The sequence below is a fragment of the Anaerolactibacter massiliensis genome, assembly GCF_900290205.1.
GTDB lineage: Bacteria > Bacillota_I > Bacilli_A > Erysipelotrichales > Erysipelotrichaceae > Bulleidia > Bulleidia intestinalis.
Map to the genome: position 1 here is coordinate 999,110 of NZ_OLMH01000002.1, position 16,634 is coordinate 1,015,743.

The following is a 16,634-nucleotide window of genomic DNA, read 5'->3' on the forward strand; positions in this document are numbered from 1 at the left end:
TGCCAGCCCCATACCGCTTTCAGATTGTTTTAAGATTCTCAGTTAGCACTCGGCTGTGCGGAATCACGCAGAGCCTGAGCAGCAGTGTTGCCATCATCGGTCAGAGCGGAATCAACCTTGATCGAACCATCGGAGATTCCATCGATCGCAGCCTGGACAGCATTCTTGATATCATCAGACAGATACTTGTCATAGTTCTTATCCGTGACGATACCGACGCCGCCTTCAGCGATACCAAGGGAAACTCTTTCACCATAGTGCTCATTTCCAGCATCCAGCTCATCGAAGAACCAGATCAGGGAATTGCCGACGTTCTTGAGGCCGGAAGTCAGAGTGATCGCAGCCAGATCGCTGGACAGCGTCTGCTCCTGGTCGGAGTCAACACCGATGAACCAAGCATTGCCGGATTCGAGGACTGCTTCAGCAGCACCGTTGCCTGCGTTGCCTGCAACACCCCAGATGATGTCGCACTTGGAATCGTTGATCATGCTGTAAGCATATTCCTTAGCCTTAGCAGTATCGACATAGTCGGAAGTGTAACGGGTATCAACCTTGATCTCCGGATCAACTGCCTGAGCACCTTCGATATAGCCGTACAGGAAGTCGTTGATAACCGGGGAATCATAGCCGCCGACGAAGCCGATGACCTTATCCGCATTGATCTTATCCATCGAAGTATCTTCCGTTACCATACCAGCCATCGTGCCGATCAGGTAGCCGAGGTCGTTCTGCTTGTAGACGATGTTGCAGACGTTGGAATCCTGTCCTGCATACGTATCATCATCGAAGATGACGTACTTCTGATCCGGATACTTTTCTGCAACTTCTTTCAGATAGTCAGGCATCTGATAAGTTCCGCAGACGATGACATCATAATCACCCTCATCAGAAACATCGTACAATGTCTGCAGCCACTTCGGCTTGTCTTCATCCGTTCCGCCCATCTCAATGGTCGTCAGAGTGATGCGTCCGTCAGCCTTCAGCTGTTCAAGACCAGACTCAGCAGAATCGAAGAACGACTTGTCGCCCAGGTTTCCGTTGACGAGATACGCGACATTGTAGACCTTTCCTGATTCCGAAGAAGATCCGCCTCCAGCAGCAGCTGAAGCAGATCCTTCCGCGGCTGCGGTAGCTGCAGCGGATGATGAAGATCCTCCGCAGGCTGCCAGCGAAACAGCCATTCCCAGTGCAAGCAAAGCTTTAATTGTTCTGTTCATGTTTTGGTATATACAAATTAGGCTCATCCAGCCAAGCATAACTTGTATGCGTCTCCTTTCTCTACCGGGTTTAGTATCGGTCCGGTAACCGTGTAGAATTGAGATCGTGAATGCGTACCTGTACTTTTCATTGTTGTAGCTTTGACTACGTGGAGGATTATCTGGCCGCTTCGTTGTATAGGTAACTGTGATTAGTTAGATGAGCCCTTCTCTTTTCTTGAAGTGAGTTCACATTTTGAACCATACTCTCTGATACTTTTTGAGGCGGTGGCACAGGTATTCGTCACATTCAATCTTTAAAAGGAGTTATTACTATGATTTGCATTGGCATTGATGTCGGTAAGTTCAAGCACTGTGCTGCAGTGATGGATGACAAAACCGGCGAAGTTCTTATCAAGTCTTTCTTTTTCACGAATGATCAGAAAGGGCTTGATCTGTTTTATTCCAAAACAAAGCAGTTTCTTCATCGTAAACATGCTGTAGGCATGGAAGATACCGGGCACTATATGATCAATCTGACGAAATTTCTTCTGGAGAAGAAGTTCACCGTCAAATATATCAATCCAAGATCCACTGCTCTGCGTCGCAAAGAGCTTGGTATGTCGGCCAAGAATGACCGTAAGGATGCTCTGCTTATAGCTGAAATGCTCAGCGAGAAGAAGTTCTGGCGTTCTGTCTCCGCTGTGACCATGCAAACAGATAAGCTGCGTGAGCTGACTCGTCTTTATCACCAGCTGAAGGAGCAGCAGAATCAGGATATGAACCGCCTTCAACGTGCTCTCGATATTGTCTTCCCAGAAGTAAATACTCTCTCCTGGACAAGATATTCTCAGTCCTATATGCAGTTCCTGTCCGAATATCCAAGTGCTGCTTCTATCGCTTCTGAAGATATCAGAAACCTTCGTAAAGCCCTTGAGGTAAACGGACGCGGCAGACGCTCTAAGGTGACTGCCGAAGAGATCAAAGAAGCTGCACGTAATTCAGTGGGTGATGACAACACAGCCGTTGCGCTTGAAGTTCAGTCTATGATTGCTCTGATCAATACTAGAGCTGAACAGATTGACACTCTGGATAAGAAAATAGAAGAATTCAGTCACCAGCTAAACTCTCCTATAACTTCCATTCCCGGCATCTCTTACATAACAGGAATGACTATTCTTGCGGAGATCGGCGATATCAACGACTTTCCTGAAGCAGCGAAGTTGATATCCTATGCCGGTATGGAGCCTCTTGTGCACCAGTCAGGCAAATATGACGCTGCACACATGCCTATTTCCAAACATGGATCCAGGTATCTGCGCAAGGCCCTGTATCAAGCTGTCTTCACAGTCTGTAAATACTGCCAGGTCTTCAATGATTATTATACTAAGAAACGAGATCAGGGAAAGACTTACCGTTGTGCTCAAGGACACTGCGTCCGCAAGCTCCTGAGAGTGATATACAAGCTTCTCTCCACCGATACAGTCTACGATTCTGCCTTAGTACACTAACCATTGATTCATTCTGATAAACATAATCCACATCATAGTCAAAGCTACAAATGTAGTTGTTTTAACTGTACTTTATTCACGATTTCAAAGATCACTTGTGAGATTCTGCTGGATTTCGTCTTAAATCTCACTTTCTGTCAATTTCTACTTGACTTCCTTATAGTTAAATCCTCCTACTATTTGCTTTACACAATTCAGTGGATAGGCAATTCCAGGGCCAGCGCATACTGAATACAGAATTATGTACTCTATGATACATTGGCCGGATGGAATCGCTTTCACTATTTTCACGTTACCCTCTTTCACAGGGAATGTCAACAAGCTGATTTAAGTACCTTTCATATTCATTGTCTCTTGACATGCAGAAGAAAGCCTGTTTTTACTGAATTAAGAAAGAAATGAGAAAGGAATCAGAGATGAAGACTGAATTTGATTTTCCGAAAGTAGAACTTCACTGCCACCTGGACGGTTCCTTCCGGCCTGAAACCCTGTTCGAGCTGGCTGAGCAGAATCACGTTGAACTTCCCTGGAGCGATCCGGTTTCCTACATGAAATGGGTCCGTATCCATGCAAATTCCGGTTCTGTCAATGAGTATCTCAAGATGTTCGATGACCCGATCCGGGTCATGCAGAAACCGGAAGCACTTGAACGGCTTACCTTTGAACTGATCGAAGATCTGAGAGAAGATCATGTTTGCTACGCCGAAATCCGCTTCGCTCCCCAGCTGCATACTGCAGAGGGAATGACGCAGCGCGATGCGATCGAGGCAGTCCTCTGCGGAAGGAAGAAAGCTCTGGATAAGTATTCAGATATCAGCATCGGAATTCTTGCCTGCATGATGTGCGTCGGTCCGGAGACCGCAAACTGGGACAAGAATATGGAGACTGTGAAGATCGCTCCGGATTATCTCGGAAAAGGCCTGGTCGGCATCGATCTGGCTGGCGCGGAGGGATTTGTTCCCCTGAAGAATTTTGCCCCGCTGTTTGAAGAAGCTTCCAGACTCGGCGTTCCGTTCACCTGCCATGCGGGTGACAGCCAGGGACCGGATACGGTCAGGGATGCGATGGACTTCGGAGCAGTGCGCATCGGCCATGGACACCATGTCTACAATTCCCCTGCCCTGGCCCGCAAGGCGATTGAAAAAGGCATCACGATTGAAGTATGCCCGACCTCGAATATCCAGTGCCTGACCCAGCCTTCCTATGAACAGCACCCTGCTAAGAACTTGCTGATGATGGGGCTTCCGGTCACGATCAATACTGACAACCGGACGCTTGCCGGGGTGACGCTCGAGAGCGAATATCAGCATTGCCTGAAGGAAATGGGCTTCACAGAAAAAGATCTCGTGCTGATGAATCTCAACGCCATCAATGCTGCGTTCTGCAGCGAAGCAGAAAAAGAGCCTGTCCGCAAAGCACTGGAACAGGCATTGACACAATACTGAAAAACAGCCTCACGGCTGTTTTACTTTTCTGTATTCGGCACTTTCTTGACTTCGATATGAATCGTGTTCTCGATCCGCTGCAGTTCGACTCCGGCTGCCTCCAGCATTCTCCGGGAAGCCTTCGTGGAATCCGTATCGGCATACTTATCAGATTCATAGACAATCCTGCGGATGCCGGACTGAATGATTGCCTTGGCACATTCATTGCACGGAAAGAGACTCACATACAATGTGCATCCGGTGACCGGACGGGGCGCATTCAGAATCGCATTGAGCTCAGCATGCACGACATACGCATACTTGCTGTTGAGAAAAGTGCCTTCCCGGTTCCATGGAAAGACATCATCGCTGCAGCCTTTCGGAAAGCCATTGTAGCCGACGGAAACAACCTTGTGGTTGCCATCGACGATGGCAGCTCCGACCGCCGTATTCGGATCCTTGGAGCGCAGCGCACTCAGATGGGCCAGGCCCATGAAATATTCATCCCAGGTCAGTGTACCTTCCCGTTTATTCATCTGTTATCCTCCGTCAGAGTCTCTTCCAGATAAGAGATTTCATAAAGATCATCAATCCTTCTGGCCATACCTTCTGCATAATTCTGCAGGCCATGGTCTTTTTCATAGGTCAGAATCCTGGCATCAGTTCCCAGATACCTCTCATCTTCCGGAATGGAAAGATGAGAAGGAATCAGAATCATCAGCACGGCAGAAAATGCAATCGTGCATAAGAGCGCACTGCTGCGCACGCTCTTCCATTGCGGATCGCGCGTGAACAGAATGCCGAGCAGCGCACCCATGAAGAGGCCGCCCAGATGAACCTGATAACCAATGCCCGGCATGAAGTTCATGATCAGGTTGATAGCCAGAACTTCCAGACAGGAATTACGCACCTGCGGAATCCGGAATCCGCCTGCTTTATACACGAGAATGAAGTAAGCTGCCATCAGTCCGTACAGCCCGCCGGATAAGCCGACTGCAACGGTATTTCCGCCGGTCACGAACAGAAACGCATAGCCGGCAATGCTGGAAAGACACAGCAGCAGGAAATAACGCAGCGGACGGTAGGTTCTTTCCAGCACGCTGCCAAGCAGATACAGCGAACACATGTTCATCAGCAGATGCCAGAAATTCACATGTTCAAATCCCGCCGTGAACAGACGCCACCACTCTCCTGCAGATACGAATGTCTTGTAATAGGCTCCGAAGAGAATCGCAGTTTCCGTGGAATTGCCTTCAAACGGAATGACATGGATCAGCACGGTGATTGCGGTGCATACGAACAGAATCGTCTTCGTGACCGGCGGAATCAGTTTCCATTGCTTCATTGCATGCTCTCCCTGCGCAGCATGTCCAGAAGTGTCTGAAAATACTCCGGGAGCGGTGCTTCAAACACCATTTCTTTCCCGGTCCGCGGATGGATCAGGGTCAGCCGGTATGCATGCAGAACCTGGCCCTGAGTATCCATGTACCGGCATGGGGTGCCGTATTTCGTGTCGCCCAGAACCGGATGGCCGATATAGCGCATATGCACACGAATCTGATGCGTCCGTCCGGTTTCCAGAGCACATTCAAGATACGTCGTATCTTTGAACCGTTCCAGCACATGGAAATGCGTGATTGCCGGGCGGGAATGATGTTCTGTCACGGTCATCTTCTGACGGTCTTTCGGATCTCTGCCGATCGGTGCATCGATCATGCCTTCATCATGATCCAGCACGCCGGTCACGATGGCCCGGTATTCCCGGTGGCACGTCTTCGTCTCCAGCTGCTTTGCGATCGCTTCATGCGCGAAATCATTCTTGCATGCGACCAGGCATCCGGTCGTATCCTTATCAATCCGATGCACAATGCCAGGCCTCAGGACTCCATTGATGCCGGAAAGATCCTTGCAATGATACAGCAGAGCATTGACCAGCGTTCCGTGTTCTGCCCCAGGTGCAGGATGGACGACCATGCCCTTCGGCTTGTTGATCACAATGATATCTGCATCTTCATACAGAATATCGAGGGAAATATTCTCTGCTTCTGCCGCCAGCGGTTCATCATCCGGGATCGTGGCAGAAATCTCTTCTCTTGGTTCCGGCTTATAGGAGCTCTTCACCGGCTTGCCATTGACCAGCACGAGGCCTTCATCGCAGAGCTTCTGGGCTCTGGTCCGCGAGACTTCGGTCTGTTCGCTGAGCAGACGGTCGATCCGGATACCCCCGGTTTCCGCAGTCAGATTCACGGTCTTCATGCGTGCTTCTCCTCGCCTTCGCCCTTCAGCATGCCGATGATCAGAAGAATGACGCCGATCGTCAGCGCGCAGTCTGCGACGTTGAACACCGGAAAGTCATAACCGAACGGATAGAAATGCAGAAAGTCTCTGACATAGTTCAGCATCAGACGGTCGATCAGGTTGCCAGCTGCTCCGGCAATCATCATCGCCAGGGCAGTTTTTGAGAGCTTCAGGTGTTCTTTCTTTGCTTTCTGCATGAAGACCCACATCACGCAGATCGCGGCAGCCGCAATCAGGCAGAGAAATACCTGATGCCCCGACAGCATGCTCCAGGCTGCTCCGGTATTCTGCACATAGGTCAGATAGAAAAAATCGGGGATCACTTCAACCCCTGCTTTTACAGCGGCACTGTTCTGGATGACTGCTTTGGTGATCTGATCCAGAACCAGGATCACCGCTATGATTCCATATTCCATATTCTGTTCCTTACTGCCTGCTCGCCTTGTATGCCTTGAGGCCCTGGGCCATCTGATCCGGGCAGGATGTATTCTTGAAGCCGCACCGGATGCCATCAAGGCGTGCAATGACTTCATCAATCGGCATGCCCTTGACCAGAGCAGCAATTCCTTTCAGGTTTCCGTTGCAGCCATTTACAACGGTGAGTCCTTCTACTTTATCTCCATCCAGCTCGAATCTCATTTCGGTGGAGCAGGTTCCTTTCGGGTGATAAATATATGTTTCCATCGCGCATTACCTCCGATATTCGAGTAGTATGATAACACGGACCGGAAAGGATAAGACACCCCAATGACTTCAGAAACCTTGATACAGAACCAGCTCCTTCAGAAACGGCTGCAGAAACTCGGCGTCAGAGAATACTCTGCAATTCAGAAAGCAGTAATTCCTCATGCCGAAACCGGGGAGGATATCTTAGCGATTGCTCCGGCCGGCAGCGGAAAGACATATGCCTACCTGATTCCGATCCTGGAATGCATTCCGCATCAGACTGGAACAAAGCATAAGCCGTCAGCACTGATCCTTTCCCCGACCAGGGAACTTTGCACGCAGATTGCAGAAACGTCCCGTTCCCTGCTGGAAGGACAGGAAGGCATCCGGACTGCCTTGCTGACAGGAGGCGTCGACATGAACCTGCAGGTCCGGAAGTTTTCAAAAGGAGCAGATATCGTCGTCGCCACTCCTTCCCGCCTGCTGGATCACCTGCGCCGGCATACATTCCGTCCGGATCAGTGTCAGATCCTGGTTCTCGATGAGTGTGATGAGATGCTTTCCATGGGCTTCCGCAAACAGGTGCAGGAAGTCATCGCTCAGGTGATTCCTCAGCAGATCATGCTGTTCAGTGCCACGGCCTCAGATGATGTCAGAAAGCTTGCTGAGTCCATGCTGAAGCATCCTTTCTCCATCACCATTGACGAAGATCCTTCTTTCCAGGCAGAACCGGATCTGTATCACCTGATCGTCCCGCCGCAAAGACAGACCGAGGCCATCGCATCCCTGCTTAAAAACCAGTCCAGGGCACTGATCTTCTGCAATACGAGAAATGGATGCGATCGTCTGCGCATGGAACTGGATCATCGCGGCATCTATTGCGGCAGCATCCACAGCGAGATGGATCCTGCCTTCCGCAGAAAGCTTCTGAAGGAATTCAGGGCGGGAACCCTTCCGGTGCTGATCGCAACCGATGTTGCGGCAAGGGGCATTAATCTATCGGATCTCGATCTTGTCATCTCACTTGGATGGCCGGACCAGGAAGAATTTCTCGTTCACCGCATCAGCCGGACAGCCAGGAGCGGAAAGCCAGGAAAGGCAATTCTCCTTCTATCGCCGAAAGAAAAAGACAGGATCTCCAGGATTCCTGCCCTGACCGGAAGGACCAGCAGAACGCTTCCGATCAGATCCGAAAAACAAACAGCAAAGCATCCGAGACATTGAGTTCATGTGCAGAAAAAAGCCGATTCGATGGAACCTGAAAAAAACAGACCAGCTTTGATAAGCAAGTCTGTTTCTGCATGCATGCTAAGCAGCTTTCTGTTTCGTTTCTTCTGCGATCGGCAGTTCAAACCAGAACGTGCTGCCTTCGTTTTCTTTACTGATGACCCCGTATCTGGCCTGATGCAGTTCCAGTACCTGGTGGGCAATCGATAATCCGATGCCGGAGGAATTCACTCTGCGGACATGTTCCTTATCGACTTTATAATACCGGTCCCAGATATCTTTCTGCTTGTCGGCCGGAATGCCTTCGCCATGGTCCTGGACTTCCAGATGAGCCATGTTCTCCTTCCGGAATACCCTGACTTCAATCTTCCGGCTGTTTCCGGAATAATTTATGGCATTGATCACGAAGTTGTTGAATACCTGCTCGATTCTTGCCGCATCGGCATTGACAATCAGACCAGGCGTGCATTCACTGGTGATCTCAAAGCCATCCGATACTCGATAGACATCGTATTTGCGGAGTTCCCGTTCAGCCAGAGCGGACAGATCGAATAAGCTGCAGTTCAGCTTGATCTTGTTTTCTTCCAGCTTCGAGAGATCGAGCAGATCATTGACGAGATATGTCAGCCGATGAGATTCATCGATGATGACCTGGATGTTCTCATCCGTCTTCTCACCAGGCAGATCCCTCATCATCTCCCCGTATCCGCTGATCATCGTCAGCGGAGTCCTGAGGTCATGCGATACATTTGCGATCAGATCCCGTTTAGCTTTATCGGCCTTCTGAATATCCACTGCCGCCTGAGACAGCGTCGTATTCAGTTCTTCTGCTTCCCGGTATTCGGCGGCACTGGCAGGAGCGTCATAAGTTCCCTGCGGCAGCGTCCTGGCCGCATCATTGATTCTGAGAAGCGGGGTTGCGATATGCTTGTTCATCAGGTAGACCAGCAGGATCATCGCCGCTGCGACAATCAGAGAGATATACAGGATCTGCATCCTCAGCGTCTGCATCGTCGCATTGACCGGACTCAGACCGGTATAGACCATAACCGTCGCCTGAGCGCCATCAGCATCTTCAATAATCCGGGTGAGCGTGATGTTCTTCATCAGATCATCATGACTGTTGAAGATTCCGCCAGGTCCTGATACTCCTCCCGCCAGTCCGAAGCCGGTAACGGTCGTCGACAGGTAGGAATTGTCATTTGCCTTGGCCAGATTGTACTGCTCGATCAGCTCGCTCGTATCCATCCGGTACAGCGCACAGCCCATATTGCCGGTCATGACATCCGAATTTCCGCTCAGGATGCGCACGCACGTATCATTCTGCGCACTGACTTCATAGATCTTCTCATTGAGGTCCGAAGCATCTCCGGACTGCAATGCCGAAACGATCTCATCGCCAGCTCTGCGGACTGTCGCGATCTTGTAGCGCTCATACATCGGTTCCAGCAGCAGAAGCTGAAACACCGCCAGGAGCCCGATGAGTCCGATCGCAAAGAACAGAAGATATCTAGCTATTTTCCACTTCAGACTGATTTTCTTTTTCAAAGCGGTATCCGACTCCTCTCAGCGTGACAAGGTATCTGCTGTATTCGCCGAGGTTCTTCCGCAGCAGCTTGATGTGCGTATCCAGCGTCCGGTCATCGCCATAGAAGTCATAGCCCCATACCGTCTGCAGGATCTGTTCCCGGGTCAGGGCGATGCCGGCATTCTTCACAAGATATACCAGCAGCTCATACTCTTTCGGAGAGAGATTCAGACGCTCTCCCTTGATCGTGACCACCCGGGCATTGTAGTCAATCGCAAGATCTTTCAGATGGAATGTCTCCTGGCTTCCTGAAGCCGGATGAACCCGCTTCAGGATGGCATGAATCCGCATCATCAGTTCCTTGCTGGAGAAAGGCTTGACGACATAATCATCGACGCCGAGATCAAATCCGTGAACCTTGTCGTATTCTTCGCCGAGGGCAGACAGCATGATGAATGGCAGATCCGGCTGCGTCTTCTTGATTTCCTTGCAGGCGCTGAAGCCATCGAGATTGGGCATCATGATATCCATGACTACCAGATCATAATGATTCATGCTGCACTTCTCGACAGCCTGCAGACCATCTTCCGCTTCATCGGTTTCAAAGCCTTCATATTCGGCATATTTCCGGATCATCTGGCGGATCTTCTCTTCGTCATCAACGATCAGTATTCTCGTCATAATCGTTTCTCCTTGCTGAGTATTCTGACAGGATTCTGTGAACTCTGTCTGAAATTTCTATCGTTTTTCGATGAGGTCGGCAGCCCGGCTGATCTCAGGAACCTTCAGGTCTTCGATCTCCCCGCGGTCGGAATACAATGCATTGTCTTCCCGCAGCGGAATCTGAGCCAGCACTTCCAGACCGTACTTATCCGCAACTTCCTGGATATGAGACGGACCGAACACCTGGATCTTTCTGCCGCAGTCCGGGCATTCGACATAGCTCATATTCTCGATGAGACCGAGAATGTTCACATGCATCATATTTGCCATGTTGATGGCTTTCTCGACTACCATCGAAACAAGGTCCTGCGGACTGGAAACGACAATGATGCCATCCAGCGGCAGGCTCTGGAACACGGTCAGCGGCACATCGCCGGTTCCGGGGGGCATATCGACAAACATATAATCTACATCTTCCCAGTAGACTTCCTGGTAGAACTGACGGATCACGCCCGCCACGATCGGTCCTCTCCAGATGACCGGCTGATCATCCTGTTCCAGCATCATATTGGTCGTGACCACCTGGATGCCGGATTTCGTCTTCGCCGGATAAGCAAGCTCGCCATCACCGTACATCTTCTCCGTGATGCCGAATACCTTGCCCATCGAAGGTCCGGTGATATCCGCATCCATGACCGCCGTATGATAGCCTCTTCTCTGCATCTCACTGGCCAGGATGGAAGTCACGAAGGACTTGCCTACCCCGCCTTTTCCGGATACGACGCCGATAATCTTGCGGATCTTCGATTTCGCATTCGGTTCGATCCGGAATGATTCCGGCTTTTCTCGTTCAGCGCAATTGGAACTGCAGCCTTCGCAATGATGGCTGCAGGTTTCCGGGTTCTGTTCACTCATAGTAAATGATTCTCCTTCACACACGGACTATTTTAGCAAAACACCGCAATATCAGCACGGAAAACGACTATCCGTGATAAAATGTTCCACGTTACGGAGGAATATTCATGGCAGGATACGTAGTAGTCGGATGCCAGTGGGGAGACGAAGGAAAAGGCAAAGTCGTCGATCTGCTCGGCACCCATATGGACATGGTAGTCAGATTCCAGGGTGGAAATAATGCCGGTCACACGGTCGTAGTTGGAGACCAGAAGGTCATCCTGAGACTGCTGCCCTCAGGCATTCTTTCTCCTGAAGCACAATGCGTCATCGGTGCAGGCGTCGTCGTGGATCCGTTCGTGCTCTTAAAGGAACTCGCTTCTCTCTCTGAAAAAGGATTCCGGATGCCGGAAGGACATCTGATGATCAGCGACCGCGCTCATCTGCTCATGCCCTATCACCGCTATCTGGATGAACTCGAAGAAGCAGATGCCGGAGCCATGAAGATCGGCACCACAAAGAACGGAATCGGTCCCTGCTATGCCGACAAATACAACCGGACCGGAATCCGGATGTGCGATTTCCGCGACCGCGAAGTATTCAACGAGAAGCTGAAATACATTCTTGAAAAGAAGAACCGCGAGATCGTCAAGCTCTACGGCGGCACTCCATTTGACTATGACGAGCTGGTGGCTCAGTTTGACGAACTCCGCACGCAGATTGCTCCGATGATCTGCGATGCCGTAGATCTGGTCAATCGCGCACTTGATGAAGGAAAGAACGTCCTGTTTGAAGGTGCCCAGGCAAACATGCTCGATATCAACTACGGAACTTATCCGTATGTCACCTCTTCCTCCCCGACTGCGGCAGGTGTCTGCGAAGGTGCCGGCGTCAGCCCGAGAAAGCTGGACCGGATCATCGGAATCTCGAAAGCCTATGCAACCAGAGTCGGCGAAGGTCCTTATGTCACGGAAGAATTCGGACCGATCGCAGAGGAATTGCGGGCAAAAGGCGGAGAATACGGAGCCGTCACGGGCAGACCGAGAAGACTCGGCTGGATGGACCTGCCGGTTCTGAAACAGGCAGCCAGGATCAATGGACTGACTGATCTCGCACTGACCAAGATCGATATTCTGACCGGTCTGGACAGAATTCCGGTATGTGTTGCCTATGACCTCGATGGCAGGCAGATCGATACCGTTCCTGCAAGCCTGAAGGACTACGGCCGCGCAAAACCGGTCTATCGGTATTTCGATGGCTGGAAAGAAGATCTCTCCGCGATCCGCAAGTATGAAGACCTGCCGGAAAACGCAAGAAAATACATCGAATTCATTCAGGAATACACCGGTGTCCCCATCTGCATGGTGAGTGTCAGCCCTGAACGCGATGCGGATATCATCCTGCGCAAGCTGATCTGAATCCCATTTCAATAAAAGGATGCATCCCCGGAATATGGTTCTCCATACCCGGAAGGATGCATCTTTTCTTGTGATTCACGAAATGCAATGGATCCGAAGCTATGTCTTGCTTTCTTCATCTCTCGCCAGGGAGCTAAGGTTCTCTATCAGGAACAGATTCACTTCTCCAGGAACATCTGCTTCACTGACATCACTTCTGCTTCAAGCTGCCGGGCACTCATACGCATTGCCCCCATCGCAAAGATGCTGTTCTGAATCAGGCCGTCAGACGAGGCAACGAGATAGTCATATTCTTCTGCGTGTTCATAGACTTCCCGCTCAATCCAGGCATCGGCGGTTTCATCCGCTCTGGTATAGACGATCGTCATCGTCCCTTTTTCGTAAGAAGAGCCGATGCTGTCCTTCTGCCGGTATCCGTCAAACACGAGAATCATCTTCATGCCGGCATATCCCTGCCAGCTGTAAAGCTCATCAATCAGCTTCTCGCGGGCAATCATCAGATTCTCATGAGCAAGCTCCTTCAGGCTGTCCCATCCGAACAGCATATTGTAGCCATCGATGAGGATGCACTTTTCCTTTGAGACTGACGGCTTCGGTTTCCTGACCTTCTCCTCGACCCGCTGCGGCCGGTTCTTTTCCGGCTTCCGGTTGCGGCCGGACTCATTCTGCATGATCAGATTCAGTTCCTCATCGCTGATCCGCATCGTCTCATGATGCATGCCTTCTGATTCGGACTTCTGTTTCAGCTGCAGGTGCATCTTAGCATCCGCTTCTCTCCAGGGCACATAAACCCCTGAACCATGCACGCAGAAGATCGAACCGGCAGGATGGTCCGGATCATGTTCTGCATCATAGCCTGAGTCCTGAATGATGACCGTCTGATCCGGACTTTCCTCATAGCCTGAGGATTCATAGGAGAACCTTCCTGATCCATGGGTATAGGAGCGGACCTCTTCTTCATAATTCCGAAGAAGTCTAAGAGGACCTTTCCCGGAAACCTGACTGATTCCAGCCTTCAGCGATTCGGTCTTCGCATCGGCATGGCGCTGTTCGAGATCGAAGAGAGCTCTGGAAAGAGCAGCATCCGGGATTCTGAGGACAAAGGAAACATAGGGTTCCAGCACCAGATTATCTGCCTTCATCAGGGCCTGCCGTACTGCCCTGAGGGCAGCTTCCCGGAAATCTCCGCCTTCCGTATGCTTCACGCTGCCTTTTGCGGCAGAAAGAGAAATCTTCACATCCGTTAACGAGGAACAGGTCAGCACCCCTCTCAGATCTGAGGAAGCAAGTGCAGAAAGAATGGCATTCTGAAACACAGATGAAACTTCATCCGTGCTGATCAGACTTTCCAGGATGATTCCGCTGCCCCGTTTCAATGGAGAAAGGTGCAGATGTACTTCTGCATAATGGCGAAGCGGTTCAAAATGTCCTGCTCCATCCGTCTCAGAGCGGATCGTTTCAAGATAACGGATCTTTCCTTCTCCGAAAGAAACCGGAATCCCGCTTCGCTCTGCGATCAGATGCGCCAGCACCTCCTGCTGAAGCCTGCCGCTGACCGGTACCCGGATCGTATCTCCTTCCATCGCAAACTGCAGTTCCGGATAATCCTTCTGCAGGGATCGGCATACGGAAAACAGCTGATTCAGATCCGTTCCGGAAGGAACTTCCAGCGCATAGGAAATCGAGGACTTCATCGTTTCCTTCCTCTGATCCGGTTCAAATCCATAGCCGGTTCCTGCTTTCGCAGATTCCGGCCCCATGACGGTCACGATCATGCCGGCAGAAGCCTCCTTCACCTGCACGGCTTCCTGCCCATTCATAATCCGGATCTGATCTGCTTTCTCTTCCTTGCTCAGGCGGTCTCTGACATTCAGATTCCCGCCGGTAATCTTCATATGAACAAGCCGGTGCCCGTCTTTATCTCTGGAAATCCGGTAGACTCTGGCTCCGAACGAGTCCGGATAGACCGGTGCACGAAGATAGAGATCAATCTGATCGAGAAGATCGGCGATGCCTTCCTGCTTCAGCGCACTGCCGAACACGACCGGAGAAACAGAACCTCCAGATACCGCATTGCGGATCATCTCATCCGTGATTTCTTCGCCTGCACTGTATGTTTCCAGCATCTCATCGCTGCAGGCAGCCAGCTGCTCTGAAGCATCTTCAGAAGCAAGATCGACTGCCCCAGGCAGATCTTTCTGCAGATCCGAAAGCAGCTTCTGTTTTTCAGGATGCGGAAGATCCATCTTGTTGAAGAAGACCAGAACCGGAATATGAGATTCCTTCAGGGCATGGAGAATGGTCTCCGTATGGGGCTGAATGCCTTCCGGTGCAGAGATCACGACAACCGCGGCGTCAAGAACTGAAAGTGCCCGTTCCATCTCAGCAGAGAAATCGACATGGCCAGGCGTATCGATGACATAGCAGTCGGTATTCTTCCAGACAAAATGTGCTTCCTTATCATATATCGTGATGCCATGATTCCGTTCCAGCACATCGTAATCCAGAAACGAGTCCTGATGATCGACTCTGCCTTTTCTCCGGATGGTTTTGGATTCATAGAGCATCGCTTCAATGCATGTAGTCTTGCCCGCATCGACATGGGCAAGAATTCCGATCGTAATTCTTCCTGACATAGCCTCTATTGTAAAAGAAAACCTCTGCAGATGCATGCCGCAGAGGTCCATGATTCAATCATTCCATACGCGTGTGGCAATCCGCTTCACAAGTTCAAGCTTCGCCCACTGCTGATCGGCAGTAAGCTTATTGCCGATTTCGCAGGAGGCGAATCCGCACTGCGGACTGAGACAGAGACGATCCAGCGGAAGATACCGCTCTGCCTGATGGATTCTGCGGATCACTGCATTCTCATCTTCCAGCTGGGGAGACTTTGTCGTGACAAGACCAAGCACGACCTTCTTTCCCTCTGACACTTCGGCAAGCGGTTCAAAACCTCCGGAACGGGAATCGTCGTATTCCAGATAGAATGCATCGACATTCTCTCTGGCAAACAGATACGCCGCAACGCTGTCATAAGCACCGGAATTCGCATAAGTAGAATGGAAATTGCCCCGGCAGACATGCGTATTGATCTTCAGATTTTCTGGCTTTGAGGCGATGACACGGTTATTGATCTCGAGATAGGTTTCCTTGATTTCGTCCAGTCCGCTGCCGCTTACCCCATAGTACCGGTCCGCATGCGGATCTGCCAGCATGCCCCAGGTACAGTCATCGAACTGCAGATTCCGGCAGCCGGCATCATACAGCTGATGGATCACGGCCGTATAGCATGAAACAAGATCCTCGATCAGCTCTGCATCACAACCGTAATACTTCTTCGTATTCTCTTTTGCAAACGGCATGATCAGCTGCGCCAGAAACTGGGCAGGCGCAGGGATGGTCTGCTTGGCAATCGTATTCTCATCTTCATACTGCTTCACGAAGCGATAATGATTCACGAATGGATGCTCTCCTTTAAGACCGAGCTTTCCGATGAGATACGTATCATCGATCATGGCCTGTTCGCCATGGAACGGCAGTCCGTACTTTGCCGGACTGTGACCGATGCCTTCAAAGCCCCACATGAAATCCAGATGCCATGCAGAACGACGGAATTCGCCATCGGTGATCACATGATAGCCAAGTTCCTTCAGCTTGCTCACCAGTTCGCTGATGCATGCATTCTCGGTTTCCGTCAGCTGTTCTCTGGAGATGGTTCCCTTCGCAAATGCTTCTCTTGCCTGCTTCAGCCTGTAAGGTCTCAGGAAGCTTCCGACATAGTCATAATGAAACGGGGTAGTCAGTGTCAT

General features: G+C 50.7%; 15 protein-coding genes. 4 read left to right on the forward strand and 11 right to left on the reverse strand.

Features of this window, described 5'->3' with window-relative positions; all coding sequences use genetic code 11:
* Positions 1–38: 38 nt before the first annotated feature.
* Entirely contained in the window at positions 39–1,217 is a 1,179-nt protein-coding gene (locus C7E00_RS08280) for a BMP family ABC transporter substrate-binding protein (RefSeq protein ID WP_105303842.1), read from the reverse strand.
* A 314-nt stretch (positions 1,218–1,531) separates the two neighbouring features.
* On the opposite strand from C7E00_RS08280, the gene C7E00_RS08285 reads away from it, so the two are divergent.
* Both C7E00_RS08285 and add read left to right on the forward strand, forming a co-directional pair.
* On the forward strand, positions 1,532–2,707 hold the full coding sequence (locus C7E00_RS08285; protein ID WP_105303714.1) for an IS110 family RNA-guided transposase: 1,176 nt from the start codon (positions 1,532–1,534) through the stop codon (positions 2,705–2,707).
* Between the two features lie 416 nt (positions 2,708–3,123).
* Positions 3,124–4,152, forward strand: a complete 1,029-nt coding sequence (add, locus tag C7E00_RS08290; protein WP_105304911.1) for an adenosine deaminase — start codon at positions 3,124–3,126, stop codon at positions 4,150–4,152.
* A gap of 20 nt (positions 4,153–4,172) precedes the next feature.
* On the opposite strand, the gene C7E00_RS08295 is transcribed toward add, so the two are convergent.
* From C7E00_RS08295 to C7E00_RS08315, 5 genes are read right to left on the reverse strand one after another with little or no spacing between them, the layout of a single operon-like run.
* A complete protein-coding gene (locus C7E00_RS08295) occupies positions 4,173–4,667 on the reverse strand; it encodes a deoxycytidylate deaminase (protein ID WP_105303843.1) in 495 nt (164 codons plus the stop codon).
* A complete protein-coding gene (locus tag C7E00_RS08300) occupies positions 4,664–5,476 on the reverse strand; it encodes a rhomboid family intramembrane serine protease (RefSeq protein ID WP_105303844.1) in 813 nt (270 codons plus the stop codon). The genes C7E00_RS08295 and C7E00_RS08300 overlap by 4 nt, the downstream gene beginning before the upstream one ends.
* Complete coding sequence (locus C7E00_RS08305) at positions 5,473–6,387, reverse strand: RluA family pseudouridine synthase (RefSeq protein ID WP_105303845.1); 915 nt, start codon at positions 6,385–6,387, stop codon at positions 5,473–5,475. The genes C7E00_RS08300 and C7E00_RS08305 overlap by 4 nt, the downstream gene beginning before the upstream one ends.
* Positions 6,384–6,845 (reverse strand): signal peptidase II, encoded by a 462-nt coding sequence (gene lspA, locus C7E00_RS08310; protein WP_105303846.1) that lies wholly within the window; start codon positions 6,843–6,845, stop codon positions 6,384–6,386. The genes C7E00_RS08305 and lspA overlap by 4 nt, the downstream gene beginning before the upstream one ends.
* A 10-nt stretch (positions 6,846–6,855) precedes the next feature.
* Positions 6,856–7,113, reverse strand: coding sequence for a TIGR03905 family TSCPD domain-containing protein (locus C7E00_RS08315; protein WP_105303847.1), 258 nt, complete (start codon positions 7,111–7,113; stop codon positions 6,856–6,858).
* Positions 7,114–7,176: 63 nt separating this feature from the next.
* Between C7E00_RS08315 and C7E00_RS08320 the strand changes: the two genes are divergently transcribed.
* Positions 7,177–8,319: a DEAD/DEAH box helicase gene (locus C7E00_RS08320; protein WP_105303848.1), complete on the forward strand. Its 1,143-nt coding sequence runs from the start codon at positions 7,177–7,179 to the stop codon at positions 8,317–8,319.
* 84 nt (positions 8,320–8,403) lie between these two features.
* Here C7E00_RS08320 and C7E00_RS08325 read toward each other — a convergent pair whose 3' ends face one another.
* Genes C7E00_RS08325 through C7E00_RS08335 form a run of 3 tightly spaced genes read right to left on the reverse strand, consistent with a single transcriptional unit; the run spans position 8,404 to position 11,428 of the window.
* Positions 8,404–9,870 (reverse strand): sensor histidine kinase, encoded by a 1,467-nt coding sequence (locus C7E00_RS08325; protein WP_105303849.1) that lies wholly within the window; start codon positions 9,868–9,870, stop codon positions 8,404–8,406.
* On the reverse strand, positions 9,833–10,531 hold the full coding sequence (locus tag C7E00_RS08330) for a response regulator transcription factor (RefSeq protein ID WP_105303850.1): 699 nt from the start codon (positions 10,529–10,531) through the stop codon (positions 9,833–9,835). Before C7E00_RS08330 ends, C7E00_RS08325 begins: the two co-directional genes overlap by 38 nt.
* Before the next feature lie 57 nt (positions 10,532–10,588).
* A complete protein-coding gene (locus C7E00_RS08335) occupies positions 10,589–11,428 on the reverse strand; it encodes a P-loop NTPase (protein ID WP_105303851.1) in 840 nt (279 codons plus the stop codon).
* A 107-nt stretch (positions 11,429–11,535) separates the two neighbouring features.
* Here C7E00_RS08335 and C7E00_RS08340 point away from each other — a divergent pair, with 107 nt between their 5' ends.
* Positions 11,536–12,825 carry an adenylosuccinate synthase gene (locus C7E00_RS08340; protein ID WP_105303852.1) on the forward strand — a complete coding sequence of 430 codons (1,290 nt, stop codon included), beginning with the start codon at positions 11,536–11,538 and terminating at the stop codon, positions 12,823–12,825.
* Positions 12,826–12,983: 158 nt separating this feature from the next.
* Here the strand turns inward: C7E00_RS08340 and C7E00_RS08345 are convergent, their stop codons facing one another.
* A complete protein-coding gene (locus C7E00_RS08345) occupies positions 12,984–15,461 on the reverse strand; it encodes a translation factor GTPase family protein (RefSeq protein ID WP_167836531.1) in 2,478 nt (825 codons plus the stop codon).
* Between the two features lie 54 nt (positions 15,462–15,515).
* Entirely contained in the window at positions 15,516–16,634 is a 1,119-nt protein-coding gene (locus C7E00_RS08350; protein ID WP_105303854.1) for a 5-methyltetrahydropteroyltriglutamate--homocysteine S-methyltransferase, read from the reverse strand.